Here is a 13,826-nt window from a genome sequence, read left to right as displayed (position 1 = left end):
GTTTCCCCAATGCGTCAAACCTGAGCATTGTTAAGCGGCGCCGGACGCGCGATCAATGCGGCCGAACCGACGAAAGGACTCTCCATGACCCGAATGCTAGCGATCCTCGCGGCCACCGTCGCCGTGATCGGTGTCGGAACCGCTTGGTTTCTGGGCCGCGCGCCGCAGGGCGACAACCGTTTTGCCGCCTGCACCGGCGGAACCGTCGCCGGAGGGTCCATCGGCGGCCCGTTCGAGCTGGTGAACGCAAGCGGTGAGACGGTGACGGACGCGGAAGTGATCACCAAGCCAAGCCTGATCTACTTCGGCTATACCTTCTGCCCCGATGTCTGCCCGCTCGACAACCAGCGCAACGCGCTGGCCGTGGATATCCTTGAAGAGCGCGGACATGACGTGCAGCCGGTGTTCATCTCGATCGACCCTGAGCGTGATACGCCGGAAGTCGTGGGCGAATACGCCAGCTACATGCACGAAGACATGATCGGCCTTACCGGCAGCCCCGAGCAGGTCAAGGCCGCCAGCTCGGCCTACCGGACATTCTACAGCAAGCAAGAGGGCGACGACGAATACTACCTCGTCGATCATTCCACCTTTACCTACCTTGTCCTGCCAGAGCAGGGGTTCGTCGAGTTTTTCCGGCGCGACGAAACGCCCGAGGCGATGGCCGAGCGCACGGCGTGCTTTGTCGACGCAGCAAATTGACCGCTTGTGCCGCACGGCCTAGGTTGTCCGGCAATCAAGATGGAACCTGATGGAAGGGCGCGGGATGGCAGAGCAGGACATTGGACCGGACAGATCGCTTCTGCTGGTCGACGACGACGAGCCGTTCCTGCGCCGCCTTGCCAAGGCGATGGAAAAGCGCGGGTTCGAGCCTGAACTGGCCGAGACCGTTGCCGAGGGGAAATCCATCGCCACCGCGCGGCCGCCCGCCTACGCCGTGATCGACCTGCGGCTTGAGGACGGCAACGGCCTCGACGTGGTCGAGGTGCTGCGCGAACGTCGCCCCGACAGCCGCATCGTTGTCCTGACCGGGTATGGAGCGATTGCCACCGCTGTCGCCGCAGTCAAGATCGGCGCGACGGATTATTTGGCCAAGCCCGCCGACGCCAACGACATAACCAATGCGCTGCTGGCTGGGGACGACGCCTTGCCGCCGCCGCCCGAGAACCCGATGAGCGCGGACCGCGTGCGCTGGGAACATATCCAGCGGGTGTACGAGCTGTGCGACCGCAACGTGTCGGAAACCGCGCGGCGGCTGAACATGCACCGGCGGACCCTGCAGCGCATCCTCGCCAAACGCAGCCCGAAGTGAGGCGTCTGGCGCTCGCCCTGCTGCTGGCCGGGTGCGGCGCGCTGCCGGGCGGCGCCCCGGTCCAGCCCGAAACCACCGGCCTGTTCCTTGCTCCGGGCTATCTGCAGCCCAAATCCAGCCCGCTGCGGATCGATTTCGACCGCGCGGAAGAGGGCGTCGTGCCTGCCGTGTCGCGTTTGCTGAAATCCGAACCGGTGTCGCGGACCGTTCAGCCGGACTGCGGCGCGGGGCCGGTGACGGCGCTGCGCTGGGATGGTCTGACGCTCAACTTCCTCGGTCCATCGCTGAAAGGCTGGGTGGCCGACACCCCGCGCTTCGAGACACTGGAGGGCCTGCGCGTCGGGTTTGATCGTGCAGAAGCCGAGGCGCTGGGCGCTACCGGCTTCCGGCAGACCAGCCTTGGCACCGAATTCGAAAGCGGCGGCGTGTTCGGCCTGATCGAGGACGGCAAGATCACGACGCTTTGGTCCGGCGTCACCTGCTTTTTCCGCTAGGTCGGCGCGCGCCTAAAGATCGTAGCGTTTCAGCACCTTGTCGACGATCTGGCCATTGCCCAGCCGGTAGCCTGCGATCCGCCCGTAATCCTCGAAGCCGCGGCTTTGATAGTAGGCCAATCCGCTTTCGTTGTCCGCGCGGATATTGGCGTTGATCCAGGTGTAACCCGCCGCGCGCGCCGCGGCCTCTGTCGCCTTGAACATCGCCGATCCGATGCCAAGCCCGGCGCGTCCGATCCGGGCAAAGCTGGCGATTTCGGCGACGTCCGGGCCGTGTTCCGCATGCGGTTCGATCCACTGGAACCCGACGATCTCGCCGTCTTCGGTCTCTGCGACATGCCAGATCGACCTGGGATCGCGAGTCATGCGGGCCTCGATGTCCGGGGCCGTGACGGGCTCTGTCATCGCCGTCGTGCCGCCTGCCGCGATCAGGGCATTCAGAAGGTCCGCCATCTCGCGGCAATCGAGCGACCCGGCGCGGCGGACATGGATCATCGCATCATCCCCAGAAGCTCGGCATGGCGCCGCGTGTAGTCGTCGCGCGCCTCGCGCGGGGGGCGCAGGTGCAGGGACAGCCCGTCAAGGATCGCCTCGGAAGGTTTGCCAAAGAACTTCGTCGCCTCGGCCTCGGAAAATCCCGCGATGCCGGTGGCTTCCATCCAGGCAGACACCTTGTCGGCCCTCTTGATCTGGGCCTTCACGGTCTTGGGGATCGTCGCGGGCAGGCCAAAGCGCAGGTGAATCGCGGCAGTCAGCCGATCGTCAAGCTCGCCGTAGGATGGCCCGACCGCCGCCTTCACCGGCGAGATCATGTCGCCGATGACGTATTCCGGCGCATCGTGCAGCAGCGCGGCCATCCGCCATTTCACCGGCGCCGCGGGGTTCATCCGGCAAAACAGCGTCTCGACCAGAAGCGAGTGCTCGGCCACCGAATAGGGCCAGTCGCCCCGCGTCTGCCCGTTCCACCGCGCCACGAACGCAAGGCCGTGCGCGATGTCCTCGATCTCGATGTCGACCGGCGTCGGATCAAGCAGGTCAAGCCGCCTGCCCGAGAGCATTCGTTGCCATGCGCGGGGGGGAGGTGCCATGAAACGCGCCCTGTTCAGAAACTGCCCGATACCTCTGCCACGCCCGGCGCGCGGGGTGAAGACGCGATCCTTCCGGTTCTTCAGGCGCGCTGGTCCATGTGCCGCGGCTTTGCGGCGTTGCCGCTAGGGCCTCTGAATGGTAATGGCCTCGCGACCTATACCCGAGGAATGACCGCAATGGCCAAAGACTACGTTGTCAAGGATATCAATCTGGCTGACTACGGCCGGAAGGAACTGAACATCGCCGAAACCGAAATGCCCGGTCTGATGGCGCTGCGTGAAGAGTATGGCAAGGCCAAGCCCCTGTCCGGCGCGCGCATCGTCGGATCGCTGCACATGACGATCCAGACCGCTGTGCTGATCGAGACGCTGGTGGCGCTGGGCGCGGATGTGCGCTGGGCATCGTGCAACATCTTCTCGACCCAGGACCATGCGGCGGCTGCCATTGCGGCGGGCGGAACCCCGGTCTTTGCCGTCAAGGGCCAGACGCTGGAAGAGCATTGGGATTACCTCGACAAGTCCTTCATGTTCGAGGACGGCGCGAACATGATACTCGACGACGGCGGCGACGCGACGCTTTACGTCCTTCTGGGCGCGCGCGCTGAAGCGGGCGAAGACATCATCCCTGTGCCCGAGTCCGAGGAAGAAGCGGTCATCAAGGCGCAGATCAAGAAGCGCATGGAAGCCTCGCCGGGCTGGTTCACCAAGGTCCGCGACGCGATCAAGGGCGTGTCCGAGGAAACGACCACTGGCGTTCACCGCCTCTATGATCTGCACAAGAAGGGCCTTCTGCCCTTCCCCGCGATCAACGTGAACGACAGCGTGACCAAGTCGAAGTTCGACAACAAGTACGGCTGCAAGGAATCGCTGGTCGACGGCATCCGCCGCGCCACGGACACCATGATGGCCGGCAAGGTCGCCGTGGTCATGGGCTACGGCGATGTCGGCAAGGGCTCTGCCGCCTCGCTGCGCGGCGCGGGCGCCCGCGTGAAGGTGACCGAGGTCGATCCGATCTGCGCGCTGCAGGCGGCGATGGACGGCTTCGAGGTCGTTCTGCTGGAAGACGTGGTGTCGTCGGCGGACATCTTCATCACCACCACCGGCAACAAGGACGTGATCCGCATCGAGCACATGCGCGAGATGAAGGACATGGCGATTGTCGGCAACATCGGCCACTTCGACAACGAGATCCAGGTTGCCGCGCTGAAGAACCACAAGTGGACGAACATCAAGGAACAGGTCGACATGATCGAGATGCCGTCAGGGCACCGGATCATCCTGCTGTCCGAAGGCCGCTTGTTGAACCTCGGGAACGCCACGGGCCATCCGTCTTTCGTGATGTCCGCGTCTTTCACCAACCAGGTGCTTGCGCAGATCGAGCTGTGGACCAAGGGCGACGAATACCAGCCCGGCGTCTACATCCTGCCCAAGCATCTGGATGAAAAGGTCGCGCGTTTGCACCTTGGCCGGATCGGCGTCAAGCTGACCGAGCTGAAGAAGGAACAGGCGGACTATATCGGCGTGAACGTCGACGGCCCGTTCAAGCCGGAACACTACCGCTACTGATACCTTTCCGGTCTCGCCGGATCAGACACACAAGAACGGGCGCGCGGGAAGGAGACTTCCGCGCGCCTTTTGCGTGCCGCCTTGCGCCGGTTCGGAACTTTCCTGTTTATCCAAGAATCCGCCTCGCCTACTGTCGCTTCACGCGGCGTCATCCAGGGACAGGAACGCCAGGCGCAGTGAAACGAGGAGATCGAGATGGGCAAGCGGGACGAGTTGATCGTGAAATATGCGGACGACCTGAAGAACAAGTGCGGCATGGCGCCGGACATGGACCTTCTGACCAAGGTGACGATCGGGTGCGGCCCGGCGATCTACAACGACGACGCATCGACCGTGGCGGGCAGCCAGCCGTCGGAACTGGAAACGATCAAGACGAACTTCCTGATGAAGAAGCTGGGGCTTGCCGATGGTCCGCAACTGATGGACGCCATCGATTCCGTGATCGAGACCTATGGCCGGTCCGAGCGGAACAAGTACCGCGCCGTGGTCTACTACATGCTGACCAAGCATTTCGGCAAAGAGTCCGTCTACGGCTGACCCCGGCGCAATCGCCCGGATTTGCCTTTAATCCAAGACATTCGACGTTTGCCCCCGGACCCGGTTCGGGGGTAAGTCATATCCACCGACCAGGACGGTCGGGACCTTTTTCGAACACGTGTGGTGCTGAGGGAGCACGTGGGGTGGCAGAGGGTCCCGGTGCGTGCGTCGGGGCCCTCTGTTCGTATCAGAACAGACCCAGGATCAGGCCGATGATGCCCGGTCCAAGGATCGAATATCCTCCGTCAATCACCGTCAGCCGCGCCGGACGCATGGCATAGGCATAGTTCATCGCCACCCATGGCGTGATGAAGAACGCCCCGACGCCAAGGCCCGAAACGAATCCCGCAACCGGCGTCTCGATCCCCGATGTCGCGAACACGTGGCGCATCATCCCGGCCACAAGGATCATCGCCACGCCGGAGACCACGAACGGCATCGGCGATCCGTTCCCCTGCGGCTTGCCGTTCGCATCCATCGGAATGCCCGCCGCTTTCATCCAGGGTTTCGCGAATGTCATGTACCACACCGCGCCCATGGCGAAGCCGCCCAGCGCCGCGACCAGAACCGCAACAAAGCCCATCTGCACTCCCTCCTGTGTCAGCAGAACTGCGCGGATGATGCGCGGTGCAGGCCCGTTCGCCAAGCGAATCATGGTGACCCGGCCAAGACGAATTGCGCACGAACCTCACTGTGTGCATTGCGCCATTGGATTCCTTCCGCTACGTCAAATTCGCGTCTTAGTTGAAAGTCAAAGCCATTTCCGGCATCAAGAAAATCCTAGCGGTCATCGGCCTGGGGTATGTCGGCCTGCCACTTGCGGCCGAATTTGCGAAATCCCGCGCGGTCATCGGATTTGACGTGAACCCTGCACGCATTGCCGAACTGCGCGACGGCCACGACAGCACCCGCGAAGTCGATCCGGGCGAGCTTGCAGCGGCCCACCACCTTGTCCTGACATCGGATGAAGCCGACCTTGTTGCGGCGGATATCCTGATCGTGGCGGTTCCGACCCCGATCGACCGCGCCAAGCGTCCTGATCTGACGTTGATCGAACGCGCCTCCGAGTCGGCGGGCCGTGCCCTGCGCCCCGGCAACATCGTGATCTACGAAAGCACTGTCTTTCCGGTTTGCACGCGGAACACCTGCGTTCCGATCCTTGAATGGGTGTCCGGCCTGCGGTTCAACGAGGATTTCTTCGTCGGCTACAGCCCCGAGCGGATCAATCCCGGCGACAAGGCGCATCGGCTGACCACCATCGTCAAGGTCACATCCGGATCGACGCCCGAGACCGCCGACGAGATCGACGCGCTTTATGGGTCGATCGTTACTGCAGGCACGCACAAGGCCGCGTCCATCGAGGTCGCGGAGGCTGCAAAGGTGATCGAGAACACCCAGCGTGACGTGAACATCGCGCTGATGAACGAGCTGGCGGTGATCTTTCACAAGCTGGACCTCGACACGGCCGAAGTGCTGGCCGCCGCGCGGACCAAGTGGAATTTCCTGCCATTCACGCCGGGGCTTGTGGGCGGCCACTGCATCGGTGTCGATCCCTACTACCTGACCCACCGCGCGCAGGAGGTCGGTCATCACCCCGAGGTCATCCTGTCTGGCCGCCGCATCAACGACGCGATGGGCCGCCATGTGGCCGATCGACTGGCGCGCACCATGATGCACCGCGCGTTCCCTGTCGTCGGCAGCCGCATCCTTGTGATGGGTCTGACGTTCAAGGAAAACTGCCCGGATCTGCGCAACAGCCGGGTGATCGACGTGATCGAGGCGCTGCGGGACTACAACGCGCAGGTCGATGTCTGGGACAGCTGGGCCGACGGCGCCGAGGCGCGGCGAGAATTCGGGTTCGACATGCTGACCGGCCCGCCCGAGGCCGGGCAATACGACGCCATTCTTCTCGCGGTGCCGCACCGCGACTTCGTGGCGATGGGCGCCGAGGCGCTGCGCGCCTTTGGACGAGAGGGCGCGGTGTTGTTCGACCTCAAGTCCGCGTTCGACAAGAGCGCCAGCGACGGACGTCTGTAGCGATGGCCTCGCGCCTGCGCTCACTTGTCCTGGGCCGGAATCTGGCAGGCGTGCTGATCCGCGCGGTTCTGGGCAGCGCGGGGGTTCGGTTGCTTGGAATGGCGGCGACGTTCCTTGTTGGCGTCCAGCTGGCCCGGGCACTTGGGCCGGACGGGTTTGGCGTCTACGGCACCGTGATGGCCATCGTCCTGTTGCTGGCCGTGCCAGCGCAGCTTGCCCTGCCGCAGCTTCTGACGCGGGAGCTGGCCTCTTCGGGCACGCCTGCCTACCGCGCGCGTGCCCGGGCCAGCCTGACGTGGTTTCCGTTGGTGGTGGCGGTCTCGTCGCTGACGCTGACCGCCTTGTGTCTTGCCGCGCTGGCGCTCTGGCCGTGGGATCTGTCTGATGCGATCCGGCGCACGCTGCATTGGGCGGTCTGGCTGGTGCCGCTGACCGCGTTCCTCAATCTGGGGGTCGCGGCGATCCGGGGGTTTCACCATGTCGTCAGCGCGCAAGTCTATGACGCGCTGCTGCGGCCCGCGCTGTTCGCGGCCCTTCTGATCGTCGCAGGCGTGCTTGGCGCCACGATGCGGCCCGAACGGGCCATCGCGCTTCAGGCGCTGGCGGCCATCGTGACGCTGGCCCTGCTGATCGTTCATGCAGCGCGGATCGCTCCGCCTGATCTGATCGCGTCGAAGGGCAAGGCAGAGCCAGGGGCCTGGACCGCCGCCGCGCTTCCGATGACCGGAACCGAGGTGCTGCGGGTGCTGGACGGGCAGTATCCGATCCTTCTGCTGGGTGTGATCGCGTCGCTGCAAGAGGTCGGCCAGTTTCGGGTCGCACTGGCCGCCGCCGGGTTCGTCGGGCTGCCAACGACCCTGATCACGCTGGTTATCATGCCCCATGTCGCGCAGTTCTGGGCTGCGCAGGACAAGGAACGGATGGCCAAGCTTGCGGGCGGTGCCGCGCTCGCCACCTTCCTGAGCGTTCTTCTGATGCTGATCGCCCTTGTGGCGGTAGGGCGTCCGCTGATCGGTCTTCTGTTCGGGCCGGACTATCTTGCCGCCTGGCCACCGCTTGTCCTGATCAGCACCGCGTTCCTGATCAGCGCGGCATTCGGTGCCGTTGCGACCATCCTGAACATGAGCGGCGAGGAACGCACGGTGACGGTCGCTTATGCCGTCAGTCCTGTTGTCGGCGCTGGAACGACGCTTTTGCTGTATCCGGGGCTGGGGCTGTCTGCGGCCGGGGTCGGCCTTATCCTGTCAGAATTGCTCAAGGGCCTGATCTTGGTGCGCCGCGCCCAGAGAGCGCTTGGCGTCGATCCGTCGATCCTTGGGGCGCGGCACATCTTCGGGCACATTGCGGGCGGCAAGCCTCGGAAAGCTGCGGGAGAGTAGGATGCAGCGAACTCTCCGAGCCTCGCTGAAGCCGTGGGTTCCCGCGCCGCTCCGGTCGGTCCTTGGCGCGGTGACGAACATCGCGCGTCGCTCCGCAAGCTGGCTCTACGTCCTGCGCAATGTCAGCGGCGCGGTTGCGCAGGATCGTGCAGCGCTGCGCGCCTCGTTCGCCGCTGCGCCCCGGCACATCCTTACCGACCTTGCGCAATGGCGTGATCCGGTGCTTGCCGTGGATGCGACGCTCGACGTGCGCAGCATGGGGCGCTTTGCCGTGCGCAGCCGGTCCGACGATCTTGGGCATGTTCTTGCGGTGGGGCATCTTGCTATCCTGTCGCTTGTCGAGGCGCGTCTTGCGCCCGGTGACACTGTCGTCGATGCGGGGGCGAACATCGGGGCGTTGACGGTGGCCTTTGCGCGCAAGGTCGGGTCGGCCGGCGCTGTGGTCGCGGTCGAGATGATGCCCGAAACAGCCGCTTGCCTGCGGCGCAACCTGGCGCTGAACAAGGTCGAAGACCGGGTGAGGGTGGTCGAGAGCGCCCTGTCGTCAGTGGCGGGCGAGACGGTGAACGCGCGGGTTCCCGAGGGGCTTTTCGGTCAGGCCAGCATCGCGGACGCCGCCAACGCTGGCCAGGCGGTTCGGCAGATCACGGTGCGGACCACGACGCTGGACGATGTCACTGAAGTGATTGGCGACATCGCGCTTCTCAAGCTCGACCTGGAGGGCGCCGAACCGATGGCGCTGCGCGGTGCCGTCAAGACGTTGCGAAAGACCCGGCTGATCGCCTTTGAAAGCTGGGCAGGAGAGGGCGACGAGACCTCGGCCATGCTGATCGCCGCCGGTTTCGACATCACCCGCCTCGATGCCCGCAACTTCCTTGCCACGCGGCGTGCGCCATGACCGCCCGGACAGTCGCCAAGCGCCTCGCGTGGCACCTGCTGGGGCGGCCTTCCCGTCTTGCGCGGCGCATCGAGGGCCTGCGCGCCGCCGGGCAGATGCCGATCCTGAACCTTCACCGCGTCTCGGACGATCGCAGCAGCAGCTACGGCGCCATCGCGCCCGATCTGTTCGCCGGGTTGGTGGATTGGATGCAGGAACGGTTTACACTGGTGACGTTCCGGGATCTGGCGGACGGCAGGACATGGGCGAAGCCGCCTGCGATCCTGTCCTTTGACGATGGGTACAGGGATTTTCTGGAGACGGTCGATCCCATCCTGTCGGCGCGCGGCGTCGCGGCAAACCTCAATATCGTGCCGCGCGTCGTGGACAGCGGGCGTCCGCCGCTGAACGTGCAGATTCAGGATTTCATCGGGCAGGCGCCCCGTTCCCTTCTGGCCGAAACGCCATTGCCGGGCACCGATGCCGCCTTCCGCACAAGGTCTGACCGCGGCACCCTTGGCCTGCGCGCCTCGGCGGTGCTGAAATCCATGCCTTTCGCAGAACAGGAACGGGCGTTCGCCGCGCTTGTGCCGTTCATGGACAGCCTGGGCGGGTTCCGAACGACACCTGTTCTTGACCTGGCGTCACTCCGCGTCGTAGCGGAGCGTCATGAAATAGGTGCACATTCCCATGACCATGCAACCATGACGGTCGAAACAGCGGCCTACCTTGCCGATGATCTGGACCGCTGCCGCCGATGGTTCGCCGATCATCTGGCCTTTGCCCCGCAGGTCTATGCCTTTCCCAACGGCGCCGCGCACCCGGCGCAGATCGACGCGGTCGCAGGTGCCGGGTATCGCCATGTGCTTCTGGTGGGCGAGCGGACATCCGCGCCGGGGAACCGGGTGCATGGCCGTATCACGATGCATGGCAATGCCCCGCGTGAACTTGCGGCACGGGCGCTTGGCGGTCGCCAGTCATTCGGTCAAGGGACCTAGCCGATGATGTTAGACCCCAACCGCGAGAAATATGAACGGGACGATGTCGTCGCCCACTACGCCGCCCAGTCGAAGCTTCAGGAGCCTGAGGCGTTTCTGTTCGACCGGCATCTGACGCAAGGGATGGCAATTCTCGACATGGGCGTCGGGGGCGGGCGCACCACGCCTTGCCTGTCGAAGGTCGCGGGAACCTATGTCGGCGCGGACTATGCGCAGGGCATGGTCGATGCCTGCAAGGCGCGGTTTCCGGGCCTAAGCTTCGTGCAATGTGATGCCGCCGACATGTCGCAATTCGCGGACGCCAGTTTCGACGCCGTCGTGTTCTCGTTCAACGGGATCGATGTGCTTCCCGGCGATGCCGCACGGCACGCCTGCCTGTCCGAGACTGCACGGGTGCTGAAACCCGGCGGGATCTTCATCCTGTCGTCGCACAACGCGCGGATGGTGCTGAATTGGCCCGACTCCAGGGGCGCGGGCCTAGTCCGCGCGCTGTGGCGCACGGCGCGCGCTGCCGGAATGATGACTGGCACGCTGCGGCGCCGCCTGATCTCTGGCGCGTTCCGGCGCGGCCATGGATATGAGACCGATCCGCTGCACGGCGGCATGACGCATTACATCTCGACGGCCCAGGTGATCGAGGCGCAGTTGCGCGACGCTGGTTTCGAGTTGATCGAGGATCGTCCCTGCAAGGTCACGCTGGCGCGCGCCGCGATCTTCAGCCCGTGGATCTACTATGCCGCCCGGCGCCGGGGATGACATGACCGGCTATCGCAGCATCTTTCTGGACGAGGACTGGGCGCATCAGGCGCACTATGGCTGGCATGTGCTGCACGAGGTGCCCGGCCTGCGCGTCCTGTCGCAGCGGCGTTATGGACTGATCCGTCAGCTGGCGCTGGTCGAAATGAACGGCATCGCGGCCCTGCGCGGTTGGCTGGACAAGACCGCCCGCATGGCCTGGCGCAGCGAAATCGTGATCCATGATTTCTCGGGTTCCTTCGATCCGGCCGATCTGACCGGCCTGGCCTTTGCTCCGGCTGGCAAGGGCGACGCCCTGCTGAACCTCAGGACCATGGTGATCGACCTGCGCCGCGCCGAGGACGAGTTGATGGCGGTGATGTCGTCCGATCATCGCCGCAAGATCCGCAAGGCGGCCAAGGCGGGCGCGACGTTCTCGGCCCGGGACAATCCTGATGCGGACGAGATCACCGAATTCATGGTGCTTCAGAACGCCCTGGCAAGGGAACGCGGGTTCCAGCCTGCCCGGCAAGAGACCGTTGGCAGGATGTATGCCGCAGGCAACGCAACGCTCTACCGCGTCACTCTGGCCGATGAGGTGAGTTGTCTTCACGTCTATCGCACGGCGGGCAAGGCAATCTTCATGCACGGCGCCGCACGCGACCTCGGGTCAAGCGGGATCGGCCAGCTGCTGCACTGGAAGGCGATGCTGGATCTCAAGGCGCGGGGGATCAACTGGTACGATCTTGGCGGCGTGACCGTCTTCGATGACGCGAACGGAATTTACCGGTTCAAGCGCATGTTCGGCGCGGCGCCGGTCGATCTGGGCCGGGAATGGCTGCACCGGGGGCGCGCCGTGCGGACCGCCCGCGCCGCGCGCTCCCTTGCCGGTGCAACCTGATGCGGATCGCGATGATCATCCCCAGCCTCGGGCCGGTGGGCGGGGTCGAAACCCTGTTCATCAGTCTTGCGGGGCAGTTCATCCAGAGCGGCCATGAGGTGGATTTCGTGCTTCGGCAAGAGGTCGGCCCAAGACCGCAATCGGTGCCGCCGGGCGTGCGCGTCATCGTGTTCGGCGTCGAAAGGCTGCGCGACATGGTGTTTCCACTGCGCGCCTATTTCAGGGACGAGCGGCCCGATGCCGTGCTGGTGGCGATGTGGCCGCTGACTTCAATCGTCGTGCTGGCCCATCGGCTTGTGCGCAGCAAGGCGCGGCTGGTGCTGTCGGATCACAACACCCTGTCGCAGCAATATCGGCACAAGTCGCGCCTCGGCGCTGCCCTGATGGGGTGGTCGATCCGGCTGACCTATCCGCTGGCAGATGTCCGGGTCGCGGTGTCGCGCGGCGTGGCGGCTGATCTGGCCAGGTTGTCCGGGCTGCGCGCGGCGGCGTTCAAGGTCATTCACAATGCGCTTTCGATGGACATGCGTGCCGCGACGCCTGACGAGATTGAAACGGCGTGGAGCGGCTATACAGGCAGGCGCATTCTGACCGTCGGGCGGTTCAAGCCCCAGAAGAACCATCCACTTCTGGTGAAGGCTTTTGCCAAGGCGCGGCAGGCTCGCGCGGCCCGGCTTGTGATCCTTGGCACAGGCGAGAGCGAAGACGATACCCGGCAGGCCATAGCTGCGGCGGGTCTGGATGACGACATCCTGATGCCCGGCTTCGCCGACGATCCTGCGCCGTATTATCAGGGTGCCGACCTGTTCGTCCTGTCCTCGGACTACGAAGGCTTTGGCAACGTGATCGTCGAGGCGCTGGCAGAGGGCGTTCCGGTGGTGTCCACCGACTGCCCCTCTGGTCCTGCCGAGATCCTCGAAGACGGCCGCTTTGGCACGCTTGTGCCCGTGGGTGATGCCGAGGCTTTGGCACGTGCCATGATCGAAGCGCTGGATGCGGTCCACGATACCGACGCGCTGCGCGTGCGCGGCCGGTCCTTTACCGTCGATGCTGCGGCTAGGGCCTATCTGCGGCTGATGTCGCCCGACACGCGCGGCGCGCATGGCCCGCATGCCCCCGGAGAGACACCATGATCGAACGTGCCAGAACCGCCTTCTGGTTCGCGCAGCGCCGCAGCCATTGGGCGCAAGCAGTGGAATTGGGATTGCGCAAGCTGCGCCCCGATCATGACGGCGCGGCTGACGCGGCGCGGGCCGCCAACTGGGCCGCAACCCATGCCGTTCCCGTGCCGCAGGCTCTGGCCGCGATCGGACTGGATAACGCTGCCCCCGGGTTCCCCGCGGCTCTGCGGCAAGAGGGTGAACAGCGCGCCAGGGCGTCGCGCGCCGAGATGGGTGGGCCGGGCGATCTTGATCTTCTGCACGCCGCTGTCTCCGCCTCGGGCGCGTGCCGCGTGGTCGAAACCGGCGTCGCCTATGGCTGGTCGAGCCTAGCGATCCTTTCCGCACTCCATGGGCGCGACGGGGCGCGGCTGGTCAGCGTCGACATGCCCTATCCCAAGATGGGGAACGAGGCTTTCGTCGGGATCGTGGTGCCGGAACGCCTGCGCGCGCCCTGGACCCTGATCCGAGAGCCTGACCGGAACGGTCTGCGCAAGGCCCTGTCGCAGCTTGGCGGCGCGGTCGATCTGGCCCATTACGACAGTGACAAAAGCTGGTGGGGCCGTCGCTATGCGTTTCCGCTGATCTGGGATGCGCTGGGGCGCGGCGGCGTGTTCATCTCGGATGACATTCAGGACAACATGGGATTTGCGGCCTTCATCGACGGCGTGAACTGCGCCTTCGCCGTCACGGAATCTGGCGGGAAATTCGTCGGCATCGCGCGAAAGCCGTGAGGACCATC

The 13,826-nt window shown here is 65.0% G+C and carries 16 protein-coding genes; 13 read left to right on the top strand and 3 right to left on the bottom strand.

Features of this window, described 5'->3' with window-relative positions; translation table 11 throughout:
- Positions 1-84: 84 nt before the first annotated feature.
- The 3 genes from KTJ87_RS13950 to KTJ87_RS13940 all read left to right on the top strand — a co-directional run bounded on the left by KTJ87_RS13950 (position 85) and on the right by KTJ87_RS13940 (position 1,806).
- The gene (locus tag KTJ87_RS13950; RefSeq protein WP_267139752.1) at positions 85-702 is read left to right on the top strand and encodes an SCO family protein; all 618 of its coding nucleotides are present in this window, start codon (positions 85-87) and stop codon (positions 700-702) included.
- A gap of 64 nt (positions 703-766) precedes the next feature.
- Positions 767-1,312 (top strand): ActR/PrrA/RegA family redox response regulator transcription factor, encoded by a 546-nt coding sequence (locus KTJ87_RS13945; protein WP_267139751.1) that lies wholly within the window; start codon positions 767-769, stop codon positions 1,310-1,312.
- On the top strand, positions 1,309-1,806 hold the full coding sequence (locus KTJ87_RS13940; protein ID WP_267139750.1) for a hypothetical protein: 498 nt from the start codon (positions 1,309-1,311) through the stop codon (positions 1,804-1,806). Before KTJ87_RS13945 ends, KTJ87_RS13940 begins: the two co-directional genes overlap by 4 nt.
- Before the next feature lie 12 nt (positions 1,807-1,818).
- Here the strand turns inward: KTJ87_RS13940 and KTJ87_RS13935 are convergent, their stop codons facing one another.
- Positions 1,819-2,301 (bottom strand): GNAT family N-acetyltransferase, encoded by a 483-nt coding sequence (locus KTJ87_RS13935; protein WP_267139749.1) that lies wholly within the window; start codon positions 2,299-2,301, stop codon positions 1,819-1,821.
- Entirely contained in the window at positions 2,298-2,894 is a 597-nt protein-coding gene (locus KTJ87_RS13930; RefSeq protein WP_267139748.1) for an HD family hydrolase, read from the bottom strand. The genes KTJ87_RS13935 and KTJ87_RS13930 overlap by 4 nt, the downstream gene beginning before the upstream one ends.
- Positions 2,895-3,071: 177 nt before the next feature.
- On the opposite strand from KTJ87_RS13930, the gene ahcY reads away from it, so the two are divergent.
- Positions 3,072-4,460: an adenosylhomocysteinase gene (ahcY, locus tag KTJ87_RS13925; RefSeq protein ID WP_267139747.1), complete on the top strand. Its 1,389-nt coding sequence runs from the start codon at positions 3,072-3,074 to the stop codon at positions 4,458-4,460.
- 195 nt (positions 4,461-4,655) lie between these two features.
- Positions 4,656-4,997, top strand: a complete 342-nt coding sequence (locus tag KTJ87_RS13920; protein ID WP_267139746.1) for a DUF2853 family protein — start codon at positions 4,656-4,658, stop codon at positions 4,995-4,997.
- 187 nt (positions 4,998-5,184) lie between these two features.
- On the opposite strand, the gene KTJ87_RS13915 is transcribed toward KTJ87_RS13920, so the two are convergent.
- Positions 5,185-5,580 (bottom strand): DUF1761 domain-containing protein, encoded by a 396-nt coding sequence (locus KTJ87_RS13915; protein ID WP_267139745.1) that lies wholly within the window; start codon positions 5,578-5,580, stop codon positions 5,185-5,187.
- 161 nt (positions 5,581-5,741) lie between these two features.
- Here KTJ87_RS13915 and KTJ87_RS13910 point away from each other — a divergent pair, with 161 nt between their 5' ends.
- From KTJ87_RS13910 to KTJ87_RS13875, 8 genes are read left to right on the top strand one after another with little or no spacing between them, the layout of a single operon-like run.
- A complete protein-coding gene (locus KTJ87_RS13910; protein WP_323371807.1) occupies positions 5,742-7,034 on the top strand; it encodes a nucleotide sugar dehydrogenase in 1,293 nt (430 codons plus the stop codon).
- 2 nt (positions 7,035-7,036) lie between these two features.
- Positions 7,037-8,413, top strand: coding sequence for a lipopolysaccharide biosynthesis protein (locus KTJ87_RS13905; protein WP_267139744.1), 1,377 nt, complete (start codon positions 7,037-7,039; stop codon positions 8,411-8,413).
- Position 8,414: 1 nt separating this feature from the next.
- Entirely contained in the window at positions 8,415-9,311 is an 897-nt protein-coding gene (locus KTJ87_RS13900; RefSeq protein ID WP_267139743.1) for an FkbM family methyltransferase, read from the top strand.
- Positions 9,308-10,288 (top strand): polysaccharide deacetylase family protein, encoded by a 981-nt coding sequence (locus tag KTJ87_RS13895; RefSeq protein WP_267139742.1) that lies wholly within the window; start codon positions 9,308-9,310, stop codon positions 10,286-10,288. The genes KTJ87_RS13900 and KTJ87_RS13895 overlap by 4 nt, the downstream gene beginning before the upstream one ends.
- A 3-nt stretch (positions 10,289-10,291) precedes the next feature.
- A complete protein-coding gene (locus tag KTJ87_RS13890) occupies positions 10,292-11,044 on the top strand; it encodes a class I SAM-dependent methyltransferase (protein WP_267139741.1) in 753 nt (250 codons plus the stop codon).
- A gap of 1 nt (position 11,045) precedes the next feature.
- A complete protein-coding gene (locus KTJ87_RS13885; protein WP_267139740.1) occupies positions 11,046-11,924 on the top strand; it encodes a GNAT family N-acetyltransferase in 879 nt (292 codons plus the stop codon).
- Positions 11,924-13,057 carry a glycosyltransferase gene (locus KTJ87_RS13880; RefSeq protein WP_267139739.1) on the top strand — a complete coding sequence of 378 codons (1,134 nt, stop codon included), beginning with the start codon at positions 11,924-11,926 and terminating at the stop codon, positions 13,055-13,057. The genes KTJ87_RS13885 and KTJ87_RS13880 overlap by 1 nt, the downstream gene beginning before the upstream one ends.
- Positions 13,054-13,818 (top strand): class I SAM-dependent methyltransferase, encoded by a 765-nt coding sequence (locus KTJ87_RS13875; protein ID WP_267139738.1) that lies wholly within the window; start codon positions 13,054-13,056, stop codon positions 13,816-13,818. The genes KTJ87_RS13880 and KTJ87_RS13875 overlap by 4 nt, the downstream gene beginning before the upstream one ends.
- Positions 13,819-13,826 lie beyond the last annotated feature (8 nt).

Origin of the sequence: Anianabacter salinae, assembly GCF_019061145.1 — a bacterium.
Classification (GTDB): Bacteria; Pseudomonadota; Alphaproteobacteria; order Rhodobacterales; family Rhodobacteraceae; genus Anianibacter; species Anianibacter salinarum.
This window is presented reverse-complemented; position numbering and strand designations above follow the sequence as displayed.